This is a genomic window from Stakelama marina (assembly GCF_018122655.1).
GTDB lineage: Bacteria > Pseudomonadota > Alphaproteobacteria > Sphingomonadales > Sphingomonadaceae > Sphingomonas > Sphingomonas marina.
Genome location: NZ_JAGRQC010000003.1, coordinates 168,894 through 186,307 on the forward strand (window position 1 = coordinate 168,894; position 17,414 = coordinate 186,307).

Genomic DNA, 17,414 nt, shown 5'->3' on the forward strand with positions numbered 1-17,414 from the left:
CACTTCCTCGAGCAACCTCCTATCGGCTGGCGCGGCGCAGGCAAACCCCCATAAGGCCGGACGAGCGATCCCCATTGTCGTTCACGGGCGCAACGCCTAAGCCCGATCGACCATGGACGCTCCTGCCATCATCCAGCAGAATCCGGTCATCGCGTGGTGGCGCGATCACATCGTCTCGTCGGTCGATCATGTCCGCGTGCTCGACAAGGTGCGCGGCGAATCGGGGTGGAGCGGCCGCTACGCCTTCATGACGCTGATGTCGGCGGGCATCGCGGTGCTCGGCCTGCTGCTGTCGTCGCCGGCGGTGGTGATCGGCGCGATGCTGATTTCGCCGCTGATGGGACCGATCATCGGACTGGGCTTCGGGCTCGCGACCTTCGACACGGCCGAGATCAAGGCATCGGCGGTCGCGCTCGGGCTGGGCGTGGTGCTTGCGGTGCTGTTCTGCGCGATGATCGTGCTGCTGTCGCCGCTACAGAATGTCACGCCCGAAATCGCCGCGCGGACCCGGCCCAACCTGTTCGACCTCGCGGTCGCGCTGTTTTCGGCGCTGGCCGGTTCCTATGCCATGGTGCGGGGGCGCGAAGGCACGATCGTCGGCGTCGCCATCGCCACCGCGTTGATGCCGCCGCTCGCGGTGATGGGATATGGCCTCGCCACCGCGAACTGGACGGTGTTCACCGGATCGACGCTCCTTTTCTTCACCAACCTGATGACGATCGCGGTGGCGGCTGCGATCATGGCGCGGCTCTATGGCTTCGGGTCGGACCTGTCGCCGCAGCATACCATCCTGCAGACGGTGGTGATGGGCGTGCTGTTCATCGCATTCGCCATTCCGCTGGGGCTGTCGCTGAAGCAGATCGCGTGGGAGGCGACCGCGCAACGTGAGGCACGCGACGTCGTCTACAGCCAGTTCAGCAACGATTCGCGGATCAGCCAGATGGACGTCAGCTACGATCCCAAGCCAATCCATGTCGATGCCACGGTGCTGACGCCCGAATTCCAGAAGGATGCCGAGCGCGATGCGCAGGTCACGCTGACACGGCTGTTCGGCGAACCGGTCAAGGTGACGCTGGAGCAATATCGCGTTTCGACAGGCGCGGCGGCGGAGGCGCAGCAGATCGCGGCGGCGCAGGCAAATGCACGGCAACAGGCCGCCGACCGGGCGGCGGCGCAGCTGACCAACCAGCTCGCCATCGTCGCGGGCGTCGATCCGGGGTCGGTGCTGCTCGACCGCGACCATCGCCGCGCGGTGGTGACCGCCAAGCCGCTGCCCGATACCGGGCTCGCCGCCTACCGCACGCTCGAACAGCGCGTCGCGCAGGTCGCGACCGGCTGGTCGGTAGAACTGATCCCGCCGGCGGCGGCGCTGCCCGACATCGCGTTCAAGGCCAATCCGGCGGCGAAGGACGACGAAAACGCGCCCGCCGATATCCCGACCGACAAGGGCGAGGCGGCGCTGAAAACCGCGATCTGGGCGGGCCAGCGGATCAACACGCCGATCGGCGTCGCCGGCCCCGACGCGCATGTCGATGCCGTGGTAAAGGCGCTGACCGATGCCGGCGTCGCCGCGCGCGCGGTCGACGGCGCGGGCGGCAGCGACGGTACGGTCAGGCTGCGCTGGCTAGCCCCCGACGAGGGCTAGCGCTCAGGCCCTTGCCAGCGCCTCGGCGATCAGCTTGCGCGTGTTCTCGACACCGTAGAGCGCGATGAAGCTGCCCATGCGCGGCCCCTGGCTCGACCCGAGCAGCGTTTCGTAGAGCGCCTTGAACCAGTCGCGCAGCCGTTCCTTGCCGAAATGCGCCTTGCCGATTTCATAGACATGGTTCTGGAGCGCGACCGCCTGATCGGCCTCGCCACCCGTCCCGTCATCCTTCGCCAGCACCGCGTCGAGTTCCTTCAGCGCCGCCACTTCCTCGCCCTCGGGCGCGCGGCGATGGAGCGTCGGCGCGACAAAATCGCGGCCATAGGCAAGCGCATGGTCGATCAGCGCGTCGAGCGCGGGATAGGTATCGGCATCCGCATCGGGCACGTAATTGGCGAGATAGCCCCAGACCTGGTCCTTGGTCGCCTCGCCCATCACGCCGACCAGGTTGAGCAGCAGGCCGAAGGTCACGGGCAGCGTTTCGGACGGCACATCGCCATTGTGGATATGGTGGACCGGATTGCCGAGCTTCTTGTCGAGTTCCTGATCGGGCCATGCGGCGCGGAACTGCCAATAATCATCGACCGCACGCGGGATCACGCCCATATGGAGCTGCTTCGCCTTGCGCGGTTCGCGGTAGATGTAAAAGGCGAGGCTTTCCTGCGAGCCGTAGGTCAGCCATTGTTCGAGGCTGAGGCCATTGCCCTTCGATTTCGAGATTTTCTCGCCCTTGTCGTCGAGGAACATCTCGTAGATCAGCCCCTCGGGCTTGCGGCCGCCGAGCACCTTGGCGATGCGGCCCGACTGGACGCCGCTGTCGGTCAGGTCCTTGCCGTACATTTCGTAATCGACGCCGAGCGCGACCCAGCGCATCGCCCAGTCGACCTTCCATTGCAGCTTCGCGCCGCCAGACAGGATCGACTGCTCGACCATCTCGCCCTCATCCTCGAACCGGACGAGCCCGGCGGCGGCATCGACGACCTCGACCGGCACCTGCAGCACGACGCCCGATTTCGGGCTGACGGGGAGCACCGGCGAATAGGTCGCGGCGCGTTCGGCGCGCAGCGTCGGCAGCATGATGTCCATGATCGCCTGATAATTGGCGAGGACGTTCTTCAGCGCATCGTCGAACGCGCCCGAGGTATAACGCTCGGTCGAAGACACGAATTCATAGTCGAAGCCATAGGCGTCGAGAAAGTCGCGCAGCATCGCGTTGTTGTGGTGCGCAAAGCTTTCATACTTGCCGAACGGGTCGGGGATGTTCGTCAGCGGCTTGCCGAGATGTTCTGCGAGCATCGCCTGGTTGGGGACATTGTCGGGCACCTTGCGCAGCCCGTCCATATCGTCCGAAAAGGCGACGAGCCGCGTGGGCTGGTCCGACAACGCCTCGAACGCGCGGCGCACCATCGTCGTGCGCAGCACCTCGTTGAACGTGCCGATATGCGGCAGGCCCGAGGGGCCATAACCGGTTTCGAACAGGATCGGCGCGCCACCGGGTTTGCCGTCTGGATAGCGTTTGAGCAGCTTCCGGGCCTCTTCGAAGGGCCAGGCCTTGGATTCGAGAGCGGCGGTGCGGAGTTCGGTATCGGTCATGGTGCTGCGGCATCTGCCTTGTGCGCCGCAAAATCGCAAATGCGAATCGCCTTGCCGACTGGGAAGTGGGGGATCGGCGTGGTGGGATTGCCATCTCGTCATGCCGGACCTGATCGGGCATACCCGGAAATACACACGCCGAGAGCGCTTTGGTACCATATCGCCTTGGACCCCGGATCAGGTCCGGGGTGACGGTGGGGGTCGGCGTTTCCTGCAGATCCGTCGCTCCCGCGCAGGAACGACGCGATTTGGAATAGGAACGGGTATTGGGCCCGGCCGGCCGACCGAACTCGGCCATCATCGGGGCGTCGCCGCGGCGGCTGCGGTGCGGGCACCGGGATTCGGCCTCGTCGTGACGGGCGTCGTGCGGCGCTTATTCGGGCGAAAATCCGATCATCTTGCTCGCCCATTCGGTGAAGGGCTTGATGTTGGGTGCGTCGGTGTGGCCGCCGTCGTGCTGGCGCCAGGCGAGGCGGTGGTCGGTCAGGCCGTGATTGACCGGCGGCATCGGCGTGGTGCGATAATCGGCGCCGGGCATCGGGCCGTGATGGCCGAACAACTCCCATGCCGGACTGGCGGCGAGCGTTGCCATCCAGCTGCCGCGATGGTCGAGCCACTTCGCGTCGCCCTTTTCAGGGATACCGTAGCTGACGAACACGAGCCGCGGGGCGCATAGCGCGATCAGGTCGTTCGAATCGACCGGCAGATCGGTGATCGTCTTCGCACCCGGCCCTGCGGTCGCGTTGTATTTGAGGAAATTACCGGCGAACCAGTAATATTCGCCGGTGCCGAGATTGGCAACCGCCTCCCCGAAATTGCGGCGCAGCGGCGTCGTTCCGCCCTTGCCCGACGAGCCGATCAGGCCCATCGCGAAGCGGCGGTCGAACGCCATCGTGACCAGCGCCGCCTTGCCCCAGCGCGATACGCCTTCGATGCCGACATGGTCGCTGTCCACCGTCGGGTCGGTTTGCAGATAGTCGAGCGCGCGGCTGGCGCCCCAGGCCCATGCGCGCAGTGCACCCCATTGGTCGGGCTCGCGCGTGCGGCCATGGTTGGTCAGACCGATGATCCCGCGCGTCAGCCCCTCGCCATTGTCGGCCTGGACGCTGGCGGTATCGAGCAGCGCATAGCCCCAGCCGGCCTTTATCAGCACGTCGGGGCGCGAAATCTCGTTCGGATCGGGCCACCCAACCGGTGGCTGCGATGCAAGCGCAAGCGCCTGATGATCGTCGAAGACCTTTGCGAGTGACGGGTCCTGCCGGACGAGCAGCGCCTTCATCGCGGCGTCGATGCGCTCATATTCTGCGCGGCTCGGCTGCGACGGGGCGGGAAATTCGTCGCGGCCGAACATGATGAGCAACGGCACAGGCCCCTTGGCATCGGCGGGCGTTACCACCGTCATGCGGATATTCACGTCGATCGCGGGATAGGCCGAATTGTCGACATGGCCGACCAACTGACGCGCCCTCACCCTGGTTCGCGGCCAGCCCATCTCCTCCGTGTCGGTCGCGCGCACGCGCCAGGTGACCGACGGGACGGTGTCGGGAACACGGCCATAGACTTCGCGCGCATAGGTCTCGGCGATTTCGGGCCGCCGGACCTTCCACCACATGTCGGGCGTCGTCACCTTGCGCCCGTCGAAGGTTGTCAGGACGGGCGGAAGCTCGGGATGCGGATTGGCCTTCGCCTCGTCGTAATTGGCGTGGTTGGGAGCATTGGGATCGCTGCTCGGCCCCGGCCGGAGCGCGGTGACGTCGAGCTTGTCCATCATGATCTGGCGACCCTGCGCGGCGCTCAGATCGCGCGGCGCGTCGGAAACGGGCTTTTGGGCGGCGACCGCCACGGTCGCGCTCAGCGCCAGCCCTGTCGCGATGATTGCCTTTCGCATATCCGCCCCCGCCTTTTGTTATCGCTATCATCATCAGTGGCGCACGGCTTTGAATCAATGCGGGGCCGCGGGAAGCCTTTCGCTCAATGGAATGGCGCGCAACGACTTTTGCCGCGTATTGCGCGAACGGTCCGATATGCGGCGTCAGCGATAGGCTCCTGCCTGCGCAGAAGCGACGGCGCGACAATTGTTGCCAATCTGTTCCCGGTTCGCGAAAAGGGGGTGTGGCCGACCTCCTCTATCCTGCCCTTCATGCCAGCCATGCCGGCGCGTGGATCGCGATGCCGGATGGCGAGACACGCTCGGTCGGGCGCGGCGAAGCGATCCGGATCGCGGCGGATACGCCGGTCCTCCTACTCAACGCGCCGCTGGTCGGGCAGCGGCTCGGCTATGGCGACCTGTCGGGGCTCGACCTGCTCGAACTGTTCGCCTTTCTCCACCCCGCGCGGTTCATGGTGCCGACGCCGCGCGGGCTGGCGCGCACGCTGGGCCTCGACGTGCCGGAAGACGATGCGGCGATCGCACCGATGCTGCGCGAGGCAGCGGCAAAGCTGCTCGCGGTACCCGAAAGCGACTGGCCCGAACGCGAGGGCGCCTGGACGGCGGTGCAGTCGCTGATGCGGCTGCGCTGGCCCTGGGCGCCGGCGGTCGGACCACTGATCGCCAAGCCCGAGCGCGCCGAGCGCTGGCTGTTCTCGAAACTGCCCGAATGGGAAGAGGCGGCTGCGCGCCCTGCCCCGCGCACCGTGACGCTGCATGACGCGGATATCGAAACGCGGCTCGATCAGCTGACCGGCCACGGGTCCGAACGGCGCGAGGGGCAGCGCAGCTATGCCAGCGCCACCGCGCATGCCTTTGCCCCGCGCGACATGCGCGACGCGCCCAATCTCGTGCTCGCCGAGGCGGGAACGGGGATCGGCAAGACGCTCGGCTATCTGACGCCCGCCTCGCTCTGGTCCGAACAGGCGGGCGGCGCGGTATGGGTGTCGACCTTTACCAAGGCGCTGCAACGGCAACTGGGGCACGAAACCGAGCGGCTGTTCCCCGATGCGAGGGAGCGCCGCGCCCGCGTCGTCACGCGCAAGGGGCGCGAGAATTATCTGTGCCTGCTCAACCTCGAGGACGCGCTGCAGGGCGGCTTTGCGGGGCGCGCGGCGATCCTGGCGCAGCTCGTCGCGCGCTGGGCGGCCTATAGCTCGGACGGCGACATGATCGGCGGCGACCTGCCCGGCTGGCTGCCGACGCTGTTCCGCCGCAACGGATCTACCGCGCTGACCGACCGGCGCGGCGAATGCATCTATGCCGGGTGCCCGCACTACCGGAAATGCTTCATCGAACGCGCCGCGCGCGATTCGGCGCAGGCCGATATCGTCATCGCCAACCACGCGCTGGTGATGGTCAACGCCGCACGCGGGCGAGAGACGGGAACGCGGCCGACGCGCTACGTCTTCGACGAGGGACATCACCTGTTCGACGCCGCCGACGCGATGTTCGCCGCCGCGCTGACCGGGCAGGAGGCGATTGAGCTCAGGCGCTGGATCATCGGTCCCGAACGCGGCAGCCGCGGGCGACGGCGCGGGCTGGCGGCACGGCTGTCCGATGTCGCGAGCTATGACGAGGAAGGCGCCCGCGCGATCACCCAGGCGGTCGACGCGGCGATGGCGCTGCCGTCGGACCAGTGGCTCCAGCGGCTGAACGAGGGTGAGCCGTTCGGGCCGATCGAGGCGCTGCTCGCCGCGGTGCGCGGGCTCGTCTATGCGCGCGACACCAAGGGGGCGGAGGCTGGATACGGGCTCGAGACCGAGCTCGCCGAACCGTCGCCCGAGCTGGTCGAGGCGGCGGGGCCGGCGGGCGAGGCGCTCGACGCGATGGTGCGCCCGCTGGTGGCGCTGGGGCGGCGGCTCGAGGCGGTGCTTGCCGAAGCACCCGACTGGATGGACGGCCCGGCGCGCGCGCGGATCGAGGGCGCGATCGCCTCGCTCGGGTGGCGCACCGACACGGTGACCGCGTGGCTGGCACTGATCGCGCGGATCGGCGGGCCGGCCGATCCCGATTTCGTAGACTGGCTGGCGGTCGATCGGTTCGAGGGGCGCGAGTTCGACATCGGGCTGCACCGCCACTGGCTCGACCCCAGCCGCCCGTTCGCCAAGACCGTGCTCGAACCCGCCCACGGCGCGCTGATCACCTCGGCAACGCTGCGCGCGGGCGGTGGCTGGGACGTCGCCGAGGCGCGCAGCGGCGCCAACCACCTGCTGCGCGGTCCGAGCCATTTCGAAGCCGTCAGCCCGTTCGATTATGCCGAACAGGCCGAGGTGGTGATCGTGACCGATGTGAAGCGCGGCGATCTGGGCAGCCTCGCCAACGCCTATGCGCGGCTGATCGCGGCGGCGGAAGGCGGAACGCTGGGGCTGTTCACCGCGATCCGGCGCTTGCGCGGCGTCCATGCGCGGATCGCCGACCGGCTCGCGCGCGAGGGGCTGGCGCTCCACGCGCAGCATGTCGACCCGATCGATACCGGGACGCTGGTCGATATCTTCCGCGACGATCCGCGCAGTTCGCTGCTCGGCACCGATGCGCTGCGCGACGGGGTCGACGTGCCGGGCAATTCGCTGCGCATGGTGGTGATGGAAGGCGTGCCCTGGCCCAAGCCTACCGTGCTCCACGCCGCACGGCGGATGGCGGCGGGCGGGCGCGAATATGACGACCGGGTGGTGCGCGCGAAGCTCGCCCAGGCGTTCGGCCGGCTGATCCGCCGCGCCGACGATCGCGGCATGTTCGTGCTGCTGTCGGCGGCAATGCCGTCGCGGCTGCTATCGGCCTTTCCCGAGGGCACGCCGGTCACGCGAATGACGCTCGACGAGGCGATTGTACGCGCGCAGCGTCTTTCTTCCGTAAGAACCATGGTGCATGAGCGGGTGGAGGAAGCCTGACGGAGCGCCATGAAGACGCTGATCCTGCTGCGCCACGCCAAGTCCGGCTGGGACGACCCGGTCGCGCGCGATTTCGACCGCCCGCTCAACCCCAAGGGCGAGCGCGCGGCGACGACGATGGGGCGGCACCTTCGCAATCTGGGCCTGCGCTTCGACCAGATCGTCGCGTCGCCGGCACTGCGCGTGTCGCAAACGCTCGATCACTTCGCCGAGGGGTATGGCCGGTCATCGCCGACCATGACCGACCGGCGCGTCTATCTGGCATCCTGCGCGACGCTGATCGACATTGTCCGCGAGCTCGACGACAATTTGGCGCGCGTTCTGATCGTCGGGCATAATCCGGGACTCGAAGAACTGGCGCTGGCGCTTTCCGAAATCGGCAAAAGCGAAGCGCGTGCGGCAATCGAGGAGAAGTTTCCGACCGCCAGCGTCGCCGAACTGCGTTTCGATGTCGATCATTGGGCCGATGTCGCCCCCGCGACCGGGCATATCGAGACATTCGTCCGCCCGCGCGACCTCGATGCCGCGCTCGGCCCCGATATTATCTAGCGCGCATCGGCGGCGAGCGCATCGGCCAGCCGGTCGCGTATCCGGCGCAAGGGCGTTGCCGATGTTGCGGCCGCCACCGGCGTCTCACTACCGCCCGCCAGCACCTTCTGCACGCCGCGGATGGTATAGCCTTCTCTGTTGAGCAGCCGGTCTATCCGCCGGACTAGTTCGACATCCTCCGGTCGGTAATAGCGCCGCTGGCCGGCGCGCTGAAGCGGTCGGAGCTGCGAAAAGCGGGTTTCCCAATAGCGCAGACGGTGCTGCGGGAGGCCGAGTTCCTTCGAAAGCTCGCCGATCGTGCGGAAGGCACCGCTGGATTTGGCGGACGACGATCCCGCCACCAGGTTATCCTGCCTCGACGATCCGGTCGCGCATCATCTGACTGGCGCGGAAGGTCAGCACGCGGCGCGGCGCGATCGGCACCTCGACCCCGGTCTTGGGGTTGCGGCCGATCCGCTCTCCCTTGTCGCGCAGGATGAAGCTTCCAAAGCCCGAAATCTTGACGTTTTCGCCATCGGCGAGCGCGCCGCACATCTTGTCGAGGATATCCTCGACGAATTTGCTCGATTCGGCACGCGAGAGGCCAATCTCGCGATTGAGGGCATCCGCCAGGTCCGCCCTGGTCAGCGTTCCGGCCGTTCCCGTTGCCATCGCTAGCCTCCTCGGTACTAAATTACTTCAATCTGGAGAGTATCACAGTAACGCAATGTCGCAAATAGAATGTGACGCATGCGTTACGTTTCAAAATCGGACAATCGACGCGCCCCAGGTAAACCCGCCGCCCATCGCCTCCAGCACCAGCAGGTCGCCGCGCTTGATCCGTCCGTCGCGAACCGCGGTGTCGAGCGCTAGCGGAACCGATGCGGCGGAGGTGTTGGCATGCTGATCGACGGTGACGATCACCTTTTCATTCGCGAGGTCGAGCTTGCGCGCCGTCGCATCGAGAATGCGGGCATTGGCCTGATGCGGAACCACCCAGTCGACATCGTCGGCGCTGAGCCCCGCGGCCTCGAGCGCTTCGCCCATCACAGCCGCCAGATTGACGACGGCGTGGCGAAACACCTCGCGTCCCTTCATCCGAAGCTTGCCCACCGTGCCCGTCGTTGACGGACCGCCATCGACATACAGAAGCTGGTTGTGACGCCCATCGGCGTGAAGCCGCGTCGCCAGCACACCGGCTTCGCCCTCGCGAGCTTCGAGCACGACCGCGCCCGCGCCGTCGCCGAACAGCACGCAGGTCGTCCGGTCTTCCCAGTCCAGGATGCGGCTGAAGGTTTCGGCGCCGATGACGAGCGCGCGATTGGCGGCTCCGGCGACGATCATGCTGTCGGCAACCTGGAGCGCATACAGGAATCCCGAACACACGGCGGCCACGTCGAAGGCGGTGCAATCGTCGATACCCAGCGCGGTCTGAACGCGCGTCGCGGTGGCGGGAAAGGTCTGGTCGGGCGTCGCGGTGGCGAGCACGATCAGGTCGATGTCCTCGGCCGCTATCCCCGCCGATGCGAGCGCTGCCTTTGACGCGTCGGCGGCGAGCGTGCCTGTCGTTTCCTCCGGCCCCGCGATATGACGGAACCGGATTCCGGTACGCTCGACGATCCAGTCGTCCGACGTATCGACGGTTTCGGCCAGTTCGGCATTCGAGACGCGGCGCGCAGGCAGCGCCGATCCGGTACCCGCGATGACCGAACGGCGCGTCATGCAGCCTCCGCTTCGAAATTGGCGAGGTCTTCGGTGATGCGCCGCGTCAGATCGTCGCGAACCATCTTGGCAGCGACACCGCAGGCATTGGCGACGCCGATCTCGTTCGCGCCGCCATGACTTTTCACGACAAGCCCGTTGAGGCCCAGAAACACCGCGCCATTGTGATTGTTGGGATCGAGATGGTTGCGCAGCAGGTCGGTCGCCGGGCGCGAGATCAGAAAGCCGATCTTTGATCGCGCCGAGCTGCGAAAGGCCTGTTTGAGCAGGTCGGCGACGAAGCGCGCCGTTCCTTCAGCGGTCTTGAGCGCGATATTGCCCGAAAAACCGTCGCACACCACGACATCGACCTCTCCGCGCGACAGGCGGTCGCCCTCGATAAAGCCGGAAAACTGCATCGGCAGGTGGAGCGCTGTGCGCAACTGGTTCGCGGCCTCGCGGATCTGGTCGGTGCCCTTCTGATCCTCGGTGCCGATGTTGAGCAACGAAACGCGCGGCGCCTGAAGATCGAGCGCAGTGCGCGCATAGGCGGCGCCCATCACCGCGAACTGGACGAGGTTACGCGTATCGCACTCGGTATTGGCGCCGAGGTCGAGCATCACGAGGTCGTTATCGCCAAGGCTGGGCAGCAGCGCGGCGAGCGCGGGCCGGTCGATCCCCGGCATCGTGCGCAGCGAAAGCTTCGCCATCGCCATCAGCGCGCCGGTATTGCCCGACGATACCGCGGCACCCGCACGCCCCTGTTTTACGAGGTCGATCGCAACGCCCATCGACGTCGTCTTGGCACGGCGAATCGCCTGGCTGGGCTTTTCGTTGCCCGCGACCACTTCCGGCGCATGCACGACTTCGGACGCCGCGGTCAGGTTGGGGTGATTCTTCAACCCCTCCCGAATCGCAGCCTCGTCCCCGACGAGGAGGAATTCCATCGCAGGAAAACGGCGCCGCGCCTGCGCGACACCGGCGAGCATTACGGCCAACCCCTCGTCACCGCCCATCGCATCGATGGCGATCCGGGAGCTAGAAGTCATGCCGTACTTGCCTCGTATCCTGTTGTCGGTCAGCCCTCGACCGAAACGACCTCACGGCCGTTATAATGGCCGCAAGCACCACACAGATTGTGCGGACGCTTCAGCTCGCCGCAGTTCGGGCATTCCTGGAATGCCGAAACCTTAAGCGAATCGTGCGAGCGGCGCATGCCGCGCTTGGAGGGCGTAGTCTTTCTCTTGGGAACTGCCATTTCGGCACCTTTATCCAAAAACTTCTGTACGTTCGGGGTCGCGATACGCGCCAGCAGCCAAACAGGCAAGCGGCACGGGCCTCGGCCACTCGCCGGACCGGCAAGCGGCAGGTCACGGAGCGAGCGAGCGCCTATAGCGATTTTCTGCGGCGTTGCAAGCCGTCAGACGTCGTGCCACGAGAGCGGCATCACCATCATTCGGGGGAAACAGGCAATGTTGACGATCACGCTGGTTACTGCTGGCGCTTGCGCGCTGATCGCCGTGTGGCTGGGCTTTCGCGTCGGCCAGATCCGCCGCGCGGAGGGAATCAGCGTCGGCGATGGCGGCAATATGCGGCTGATCGCGAGGATGCGCGCGCAGATGAACTTCGTCGAATATGCGCCCTTCGTGCTGATCCTGATCGCGCTGATCGAACATGCGCAGGGCAGTTCGGTGCTGCTGTGGGTGGCGGCAGCCGCCTTCGTGATCGCGCGCATCCTTCACGCCTTCGGCATGGACGGCTGGATGCCGGGGCGCGTTACCGGCATCGCGGTTACCCTGCTGCTGCTCGCCATCCTCGGCCTGTATGCGGTCATCCTACCGTTCGAAAGCGGCATCACGCATGCGCAGCCCGCAGCACCGGTCCAGGCGGTGTCGCCGACCGCCTAGGCGCGCGCGAGCGCGGCGTCGGATACGAACGGGTTGGTCTGCCGCTCGCGCGCGAAATCACTCATCGCGCCGTGGCCTGGCAGGAACCGGGTGTCGTCGCCGAGCGGCCACAGTTTGGTGACAACCGAATCGATGAGCGCCTGCGGATCGCTCATCGGGAAATCGGTGCGGCCGACCGACCCGGCGAACAGCACGTCGCCGACCAGCGCGAGCTTCGATTCGGGATGGTGGAATATGATGTGCCCCGGCGTGTGGCCGGGCGTGTGATAAACGTTGAGCGTCAGATTGCCGATACTCACCCGGTCGCCCTCGTCGAGCCAGCGATCGGGTTCGAACACCTGCGCATGGAAACCATATTGCCGGCCGTCCTCGTCGAGCCGCGCGATCCAGAAACGGTCGGCCTCATGCGGGCCTTCGATCGGAACGTCCAGTTCCTTCGCCAATATGCCGGCTTCGCCGCAATGGTCGATATGGCCGTGAGTCAGGATGATCTTCTCGATCGTGACGCCGTGCTGCTCCATCGCCGCGCGCAGCTTGGGCAGATCGCCGCCGGGATCGACAAATGCCCCGCGCATCGTTTCCGTGCACCACAGGAGCGTGCAGTTCTGCTGGAACGGCGTGACGGGGATGATCGCGGCGCGAAGCGGTGGATTGGCCATGCGATCGGACATAGGCGCATGGCGGCGGTGCGACAACATGGGCTTGCCCCCCGCGCCGCGCCGCTGCATGCGCCGGACCAGCCATGCGCCTCGACATCCGCCATCCCTTCGTCCTGCTCGACGACGCCCGAAAGGGCGGCGCATCGCCGCGGCTGTACCGCGCGCCGGTGGAAATCGTTCGCGCCGACGACCTCGCCTCGGTCGATGACGTGCTCGAACGGATCGAGGGCGCGCGCGACAGGGGCCTGAGCGCGGCAGGATATCTGTCCTATGCCGCCGCGCCCGCCTTCGAACCGCGTGCGGGCGATGCCGGGGCGGACGGCGTGCCGATCATCTGGTTCGGACTGTTCGACCGCTATGAGGTCATCGCGCCAGACGATTTTCCTTCGCTGCTCGGCGGTCCCGGCGGCGCCTGGATCGGGGCACCGCAGCCCGATATCGACCGCGCCGAATATGAGCGCCGGGCGGCCCGGATCGCCGATCTCATCGCGGCGGGCGATATCTATCAGGCCAATCTGACCTTTCGCGCGACGGTTCGCGCGCATGGCCATCCGCTCGCGCTGTACGCCGCGATCCGGGACCGCGCGAATGCGGGATATGGCGCGATCGTATCGACCGGCGACGCGCTCATCCTGTCCTTTTCGCCCGAGCTGTTCTTCGCGCTGCAGGACGGCGTGCTGACCGCGCGACCGATGAAGGGCACCGCCCCGCGCGGCAAAACGGCGCAGGAGGACCGCGCACTGGCCGAGGCGCTGCACGGCGACCCAAAGCAGCGCGCCGAAAATCTGATGATTCTCGATCTGATGCGCAACGACTTCGCACGCATCGCCGAACCCGGCAGCGTGCGCGTGCCCGAACGCTTCGTCGTCGAACATTATCCGACGGTGCATCAGATGGTGTCGGGGGTGAAGGCGAAGCTCGCCCCCGACCGCTCGCCGGTCGATGCGCTGCGCGCGCTGTTTCCCTGCGGATCGGTGACCGGCGCTCCCAAGATCCGCGCGATGCAGGTGATCGGCGAGGTCGAACAGGGGCGGCCGCGCGGCGTCTATACCGGAGCGATCGGACGGATCGATTCGAACGGAGACGCGATGTTCAACGTTGCGATCCGCACGCTCACGCGCGACAAGGACGGTTCGTACACGCTCGGCCTCGGGTCCGGGCTGGTCGCCGATTCGGTTCCCGGCGATGAATGGGACGAATGCTTATCAAAGGGGGCGTTTCTGACCGCCGGACAGCGCCAGTTCGACCTGATCGAAACGATGAAGTTCGATCCCAATGCCGGAATTGTGCTGCTCGAGCGGCATCTCGAACGGATGAAGGCGAGCGCGGCAGCGTTCGATTTCCATTTCGACCGGCACGGCGCGCGCAACGAGTTGCAGGCCGCTACCTTCCGGCTGCGCGAGCCGCGCAAGATTCGCCTTCTCCTTTCCCGGACCGGCGCGGTCGCCATCGAGATCGCGCCGATGCCGGCCGCGATCCGGCAACCGCTATCGGTCGCGCTGGCGCCGCTTCCCGTGGCGCGCGACGATTTCCGGCTGCGTCACAAGACGAGCGATCGCGGCTTTTATGACGGCGCGCGCGCGGCAAGCGGCGCCGACGAGGTGGTGTTCGTCGGCGAGGACGGCCTCGTCACCGAAGGCAGCTTCACGTCCGTTTTTGTCGAGCGCGACGGAGTGCTGGTGACGCCGCGCGCCGATCTGGGGCTGCTGCCCGGCATCCTGCGCGCCGAACTGCTGGCGACTGGCAAGGCGGTCGAGGGCGACGTTACCGAGGCCGATCTTGCGCAAGGATTTTACGTCGGCAACGCCCTTCGCGGCCTGATCGTTGCGCGGCTGGTTGCCTAACGGGGCTGTGCCGGGTAAGAGCGCGCCGCCCGTTCCTCCAGACCCGCAGGCCCCACCGCCATGAAGACTTCCGCCGCGATCGACCGTATCCAGCCCTCGGCCACGCTGGCCATGACCGCCCGCGCCGCCGAGCTGCGCCGCCAGGGCATCGACGTCATCGGCCTGGGCGCCGGCGAGCCCGATTTCGACACGCCCGATTTCGTCAAGGAAGCGGCGATCGAGGCGATCCGCGCGGGAAAGACCAAATATACCAATGTCGACGGCACGCCCGAACTGAAGGAAGCGATCGTCGCCAAGTTCAAGCGCGACAACGCACTCGATTACGCGACGACGCAGGTCTGCGTGAATGTCGGCGGCAAGCACACGCTGTTCAACGCGATGGTCGCGACGCTCGACGCAGGTGACGAGGTGATCGTCCCTGCGCCCTATTGGGTGAGCTATCCCGATGTCGTGCGCTTCTGCGGCGGCGAGCCGGTGTTCGTCGCGGCGGGCGCCGATCAGGGGTACAAGCTGCGCCCCGAACAGCTCGAAGCGGCGATCACCGACCGTACCAAGTGGCTGGTGCTCAATTCGCCGTCGAACCCGACCGGCGCCGCCTATACCGCCGACGAGCTGAAAGCACTGGGCGAGGTGCTCGACCGGCACCCGCATGTCTGGGTGTTCGCCGACGATATGTACGAGCACATCGTCTATGACGGGTTCGAATTCACGACGATCGCGCAGGCCTGCCCGCAGCTTTACGAGCGCACGCTGACGGTCAATGGCTGTTCAAAGGCGTATGCGATGACCGGCTGGCGGATCGGTTTCGCCGGCGGGCCGCAATGGCTGATCCGCGCGATGGCCAAGCTCCAGTCGCAATCGACGTCGAACCCGAGTTCGATCGCGCAGGCCGCGGCAGTGGCGGCGCTGGGTGGCGACCAGTCGTTCCTGAAGGAGCGCAACATGGCCTTTCAGAAGCGGCGCGACCTGGTCGTTGCGCGGCTCAACGCGATCGACGGCATGCAGTGCCCGACGCCCAAGGGCGCCTTTTACGTCTATCCCGAATTTTCCGGCCTGATCGGCAAGAAAACGCCCAAGGACGCGGTGATCGACAATGACGCGGCAATGGTCGGCTATCTGCTCGACGAAGCGCGCGTCGCGGCGGTGCATGGCGAGGCGTTCGGCCTGTCTCCCGCGATGCGCATAAGCTACGCCACCTCGGAAGAACTGCTCGCCAAGGCGTGCGACCGGATTGCCGAGGCCTGCGCCGCGCTTAGCTGAACGGCGCGTCCATTTTCTATTAATGTACGCCCAAGTATAGTTTGGGCTTGAAAATTGGCGATTCGCCTGCGATCTGGCCGCCGTCGGCGGCGGGGGTCGTTGGCGTTTCCAAACGAGATAGCGGCGATACGCCCGAAAGACGTGAAAGTGGTTACGATGCGTAAGGTACAGAATGCCGGCTTTTTCCGGCTCTTCCTTGGTGGTTTTGCAATTGGCGCGGTCGGCCTGGTGGCCGTCCAGTCGGTGCATGCCGACGAGCATCCGACGCCTGCGCCGACGCATTCGGAAATCCAGCTGATCCGCTGACCCGTATCTCCGTCGAGGGGCGCGGGCGGCAGGAAGCCGACGCCGCAGCCGAACGCCCTCGCAAACGGAGAGACATGATGCCCAAATCGCTGTTCGCCATTGCCGGTGCCGGCCTGCTGGCCGCCGCTGCGCTGAACCCTGCCGGCGGCGCCGAGCGCGCGGTGCCGGTTCCCGCACCCGCTTTCACCATGGCAAAGCCGCACGGGCTGCAGACCGCGGTGCTCGCCGGGGGCTGCTTCTGGGGCATGGAAGCGGTGTTCGAGCATGTGAAGGGTGTGAAGTCGGTGACCAACGGTTATGCCGGGGGCAAGGCGTCGACCGCGAGCTATGCCAAGGTCGGCACCGAGAAAACCGGCCATGCCGAGGCGGTGAAGATCACCTATGATCCCGGCGTGGTGAGCTACGGCACGCTGCTGCGCATCTATTTCTCGGTCGCGCACGATCCGACACAGCTCAACCGGCAGGGCCCCGATCGCGGCCCGAGCTACCGATCGGCGATCTTTCCGCAGAACAATGCGCAGAAGATGGTCGCTGCGCGCTATATCGAGCAACTTCGCAAGGCCGGCACGTTCGGAAAGCCGATCGTGACCAGGCTGGAAGGCGGCCGATTTTATCCGGCGGAACGCTATCACCAGGATTATTACCGCAAACACCCGAACAGCGCGTATATCGTGCGCTGGGACAAACCCAAGGTGGCGGCGTTGAAGGCGGCCTATCCCACGCTCTCGCGCTAGATCAGCGCAAGGTCGGTGAGCTGGCCGACAAGTGCGGGCGGCAGGTCGGCGATGCCTTCGGCGGCCTCGACCAGGTCGGCCGGTGCATCCTTGTCTTCCAGATAGCGCCACCCCTGATGCGCGCGCTTTGGCTGCGGCGCGACGCGCACGACCCGCGGCGCGATATGGATTTGCGTGCGGCCATCCTCGGCACCGGCAAAGCCGATGATCGGCGAGCGGGCGACAAGCTGATGCTTGATGATCCAGAACAGCGATCCCTGCCCCGCAATCTCTTCGTGCCGCTTGGGCAGATAGCGCGTCGTCAGGAACATCGGCCCGTCGCGCCCGCGAATCGCGAGCCGCTGCGCGAGATGCTCGACGCTCGGATTGCCGAAGGCGACCTTGGTGATGTGAAGCGGCACGTGCATGATCTGGGCGCG

Annotated in this window: 17 protein-coding genes; 8 read left to right on the forward strand and 9 right to left on the reverse strand. The window is 66.4% G+C overall.

The window, feature by feature from the left end:
* Window positions 1-112: 112 nt before the first annotated feature.
* Window positions 113-1,645 carry a DUF389 domain-containing protein gene (locus J7S20_RS10570; protein WP_284054200.1) on the forward strand — a complete coding sequence of 511 codons (1,533 nt, stop codon included), beginning with the start codon at window positions 113-115 and terminating at the stop codon, window positions 1,643-1,645.
* Between the two features lie 3 nt (window positions 1,646-1,648).
* Here the strand turns inward: J7S20_RS10570 and J7S20_RS10575 are convergent, their stop codons facing one another.
* Both J7S20_RS10575 and J7S20_RS10580 read right to left on the reverse strand, forming a co-directional pair.
* Window positions 1,649-3,238, reverse strand: a complete 1,590-nt coding sequence (locus J7S20_RS10575) for a lysine--tRNA ligase (protein WP_284054201.1) — start codon at window positions 3,236-3,238, stop codon at window positions 1,649-1,651.
* 373 nt (window positions 3,239-3,611) lie between these two features.
* The gene (locus J7S20_RS10580) at window positions 3,612-5,126 is read right to left on the reverse strand and encodes a glucuronyl esterase domain-containing protein (protein WP_284054202.1); all 1,515 of its coding nucleotides are present in this window, start codon (window positions 5,124-5,126) and stop codon (window positions 3,612-3,614) included.
* A 281-nt stretch (window positions 5,127-5,407) separates the two neighbouring features.
* On the opposite strand from J7S20_RS10580, the gene J7S20_RS10585 reads away from it, so the two are divergent.
* Together J7S20_RS10585 and J7S20_RS10590 are read left to right on the forward strand one after the other, a co-directional pair.
* On the forward strand, window positions 5,408-8,056 hold the full coding sequence (locus tag J7S20_RS10585; protein ID WP_284054578.1) for an ATP-dependent DNA helicase: 2,649 nt from the start codon (window positions 5,408-5,410) through the stop codon (window positions 8,054-8,056).
* A gap of 9 nt (window positions 8,057-8,065) precedes the next feature.
* A complete protein-coding gene (locus J7S20_RS10590; RefSeq protein WP_284054203.1) occupies window positions 8,066-8,605 on the forward strand; it encodes a SixA phosphatase family protein in 540 nt (179 codons plus the stop codon).
* On the opposite strand, the gene J7S20_RS10595 is transcribed toward J7S20_RS10590, so the two are convergent.
* From J7S20_RS10595 to rpmF, 5 genes are all read right to left on the reverse strand, one after another.
* Window positions 8,602-8,946: a MerR family transcriptional regulator gene (locus J7S20_RS10595; protein WP_284054204.1), complete on the reverse strand. Its 345-nt coding sequence runs from the start codon at window positions 8,944-8,946 to the stop codon at window positions 8,602-8,604. The genes J7S20_RS10590 and J7S20_RS10595 overlap by 4 nt on opposite strands.
* Before the next feature lie 4 nt (window positions 8,947-8,950).
* On the reverse strand, window positions 8,951-9,256 hold the full coding sequence (locus J7S20_RS10600) for an integration host factor subunit alpha (protein WP_284054205.1): 306 nt from the start codon (window positions 9,254-9,256) through the stop codon (window positions 8,951-8,953).
* 90 nt (window positions 9,257-9,346) lie between these two features.
* Window positions 9,347-10,306, reverse strand: coding sequence for a beta-ketoacyl-ACP synthase III (locus tag J7S20_RS10605; RefSeq protein ID WP_284054206.1), 960 nt, complete (start codon window positions 10,304-10,306; stop codon window positions 9,347-9,349).
* On the reverse strand, window positions 10,303-11,334 hold the full coding sequence (gene plsX, locus J7S20_RS10610; RefSeq protein ID WP_284054207.1) for a phosphate acyltransferase PlsX: 1,032 nt from the start codon (window positions 11,332-11,334) through the stop codon (window positions 10,303-10,305). Before plsX ends, J7S20_RS10605 begins: the two co-directional genes overlap by 4 nt.
* Before the next feature lie 29 nt (window positions 11,335-11,363).
* Complete coding sequence (rpmF, locus tag J7S20_RS10615; RefSeq protein WP_284054579.1) at window positions 11,364-11,543, reverse strand: 50S ribosomal protein L32; 180 nt, start codon at window positions 11,541-11,543, stop codon at window positions 11,364-11,366.
* Between the two features lie 214 nt (window positions 11,544-11,757).
* On the opposite strand from rpmF, the gene J7S20_RS10620 reads away from it, so the two are divergent.
* Window positions 11,758-12,192, forward strand: coding sequence for an MAPEG family protein (locus tag J7S20_RS10620; protein WP_284054208.1), 435 nt, complete (start codon window positions 11,758-11,760; stop codon window positions 12,190-12,192).
* Here the strand turns inward: J7S20_RS10620 and J7S20_RS10625 are convergent.
* The gene (locus J7S20_RS10625) at window positions 12,189-12,851 is read right to left on the reverse strand and encodes an MBL fold metallo-hydrolase (RefSeq protein WP_284054209.1); all 663 of its coding nucleotides are present in this window, start codon (window positions 12,849-12,851) and stop codon (window positions 12,189-12,191) included. The two genes, J7S20_RS10620 and J7S20_RS10625, sit on opposite strands and share 4 nt — an antisense overlap.
* 83 nt (window positions 12,852-12,934) lie before the next feature.
* On the opposite strand from J7S20_RS10625, the gene pabB reads away from it, so the two are divergent.
* The 4 genes from pabB to msrA all read left to right on the forward strand — a co-directional run bounded on the left by pabB (window position 12,935) and on the right by msrA (window position 16,995).
* Window positions 12,935-14,695 (forward strand): aminodeoxychorismate synthase component I, encoded by a 1,761-nt coding sequence (gene pabB / locus J7S20_RS10630; protein WP_284054210.1) that lies wholly within the window; start codon window positions 12,935-12,937, stop codon window positions 14,693-14,695.
* Window positions 14,696-14,755: 60 nt separating this feature from the next.
* Window positions 14,756-15,955, forward strand: a complete 1,200-nt coding sequence (locus tag J7S20_RS10635) for a pyridoxal phosphate-dependent aminotransferase (protein ID WP_284054211.1) — start codon at window positions 14,756-14,758, stop codon at window positions 15,953-15,955.
* 156 nt (window positions 15,956-16,111) lie between these two features.
* Window positions 16,112-16,261 carry a hypothetical protein gene (locus J7S20_RS10640; RefSeq protein WP_284054212.1) on the forward strand — a complete coding sequence of 50 codons (150 nt, stop codon included), beginning with the start codon at window positions 16,112-16,114 and terminating at the stop codon, window positions 16,259-16,261.
* 77 nt (window positions 16,262-16,338) lie between these two features.
* The gene (msrA, locus tag J7S20_RS10645) at window positions 16,339-16,995 is read left to right on the forward strand and encodes a peptide-methionine (S)-S-oxide reductase MsrA (RefSeq protein WP_430980942.1); all 657 of its coding nucleotides are present in this window, start codon (window positions 16,339-16,341) and stop codon (window positions 16,993-16,995) included.
* On the opposite strand, the gene J7S20_RS10650 is transcribed toward msrA, so the two are convergent.
* A complete protein-coding gene (locus J7S20_RS10650) occupies window positions 16,992-17,402 on the reverse strand; it encodes a DUF1489 family protein (protein ID WP_284054214.1) in 411 nt (136 codons plus the stop codon). The two genes, msrA and J7S20_RS10650, sit on opposite strands and share 4 nt — an antisense overlap.
* Window positions 17,403-17,414: the final 12 nt, after the last annotated feature.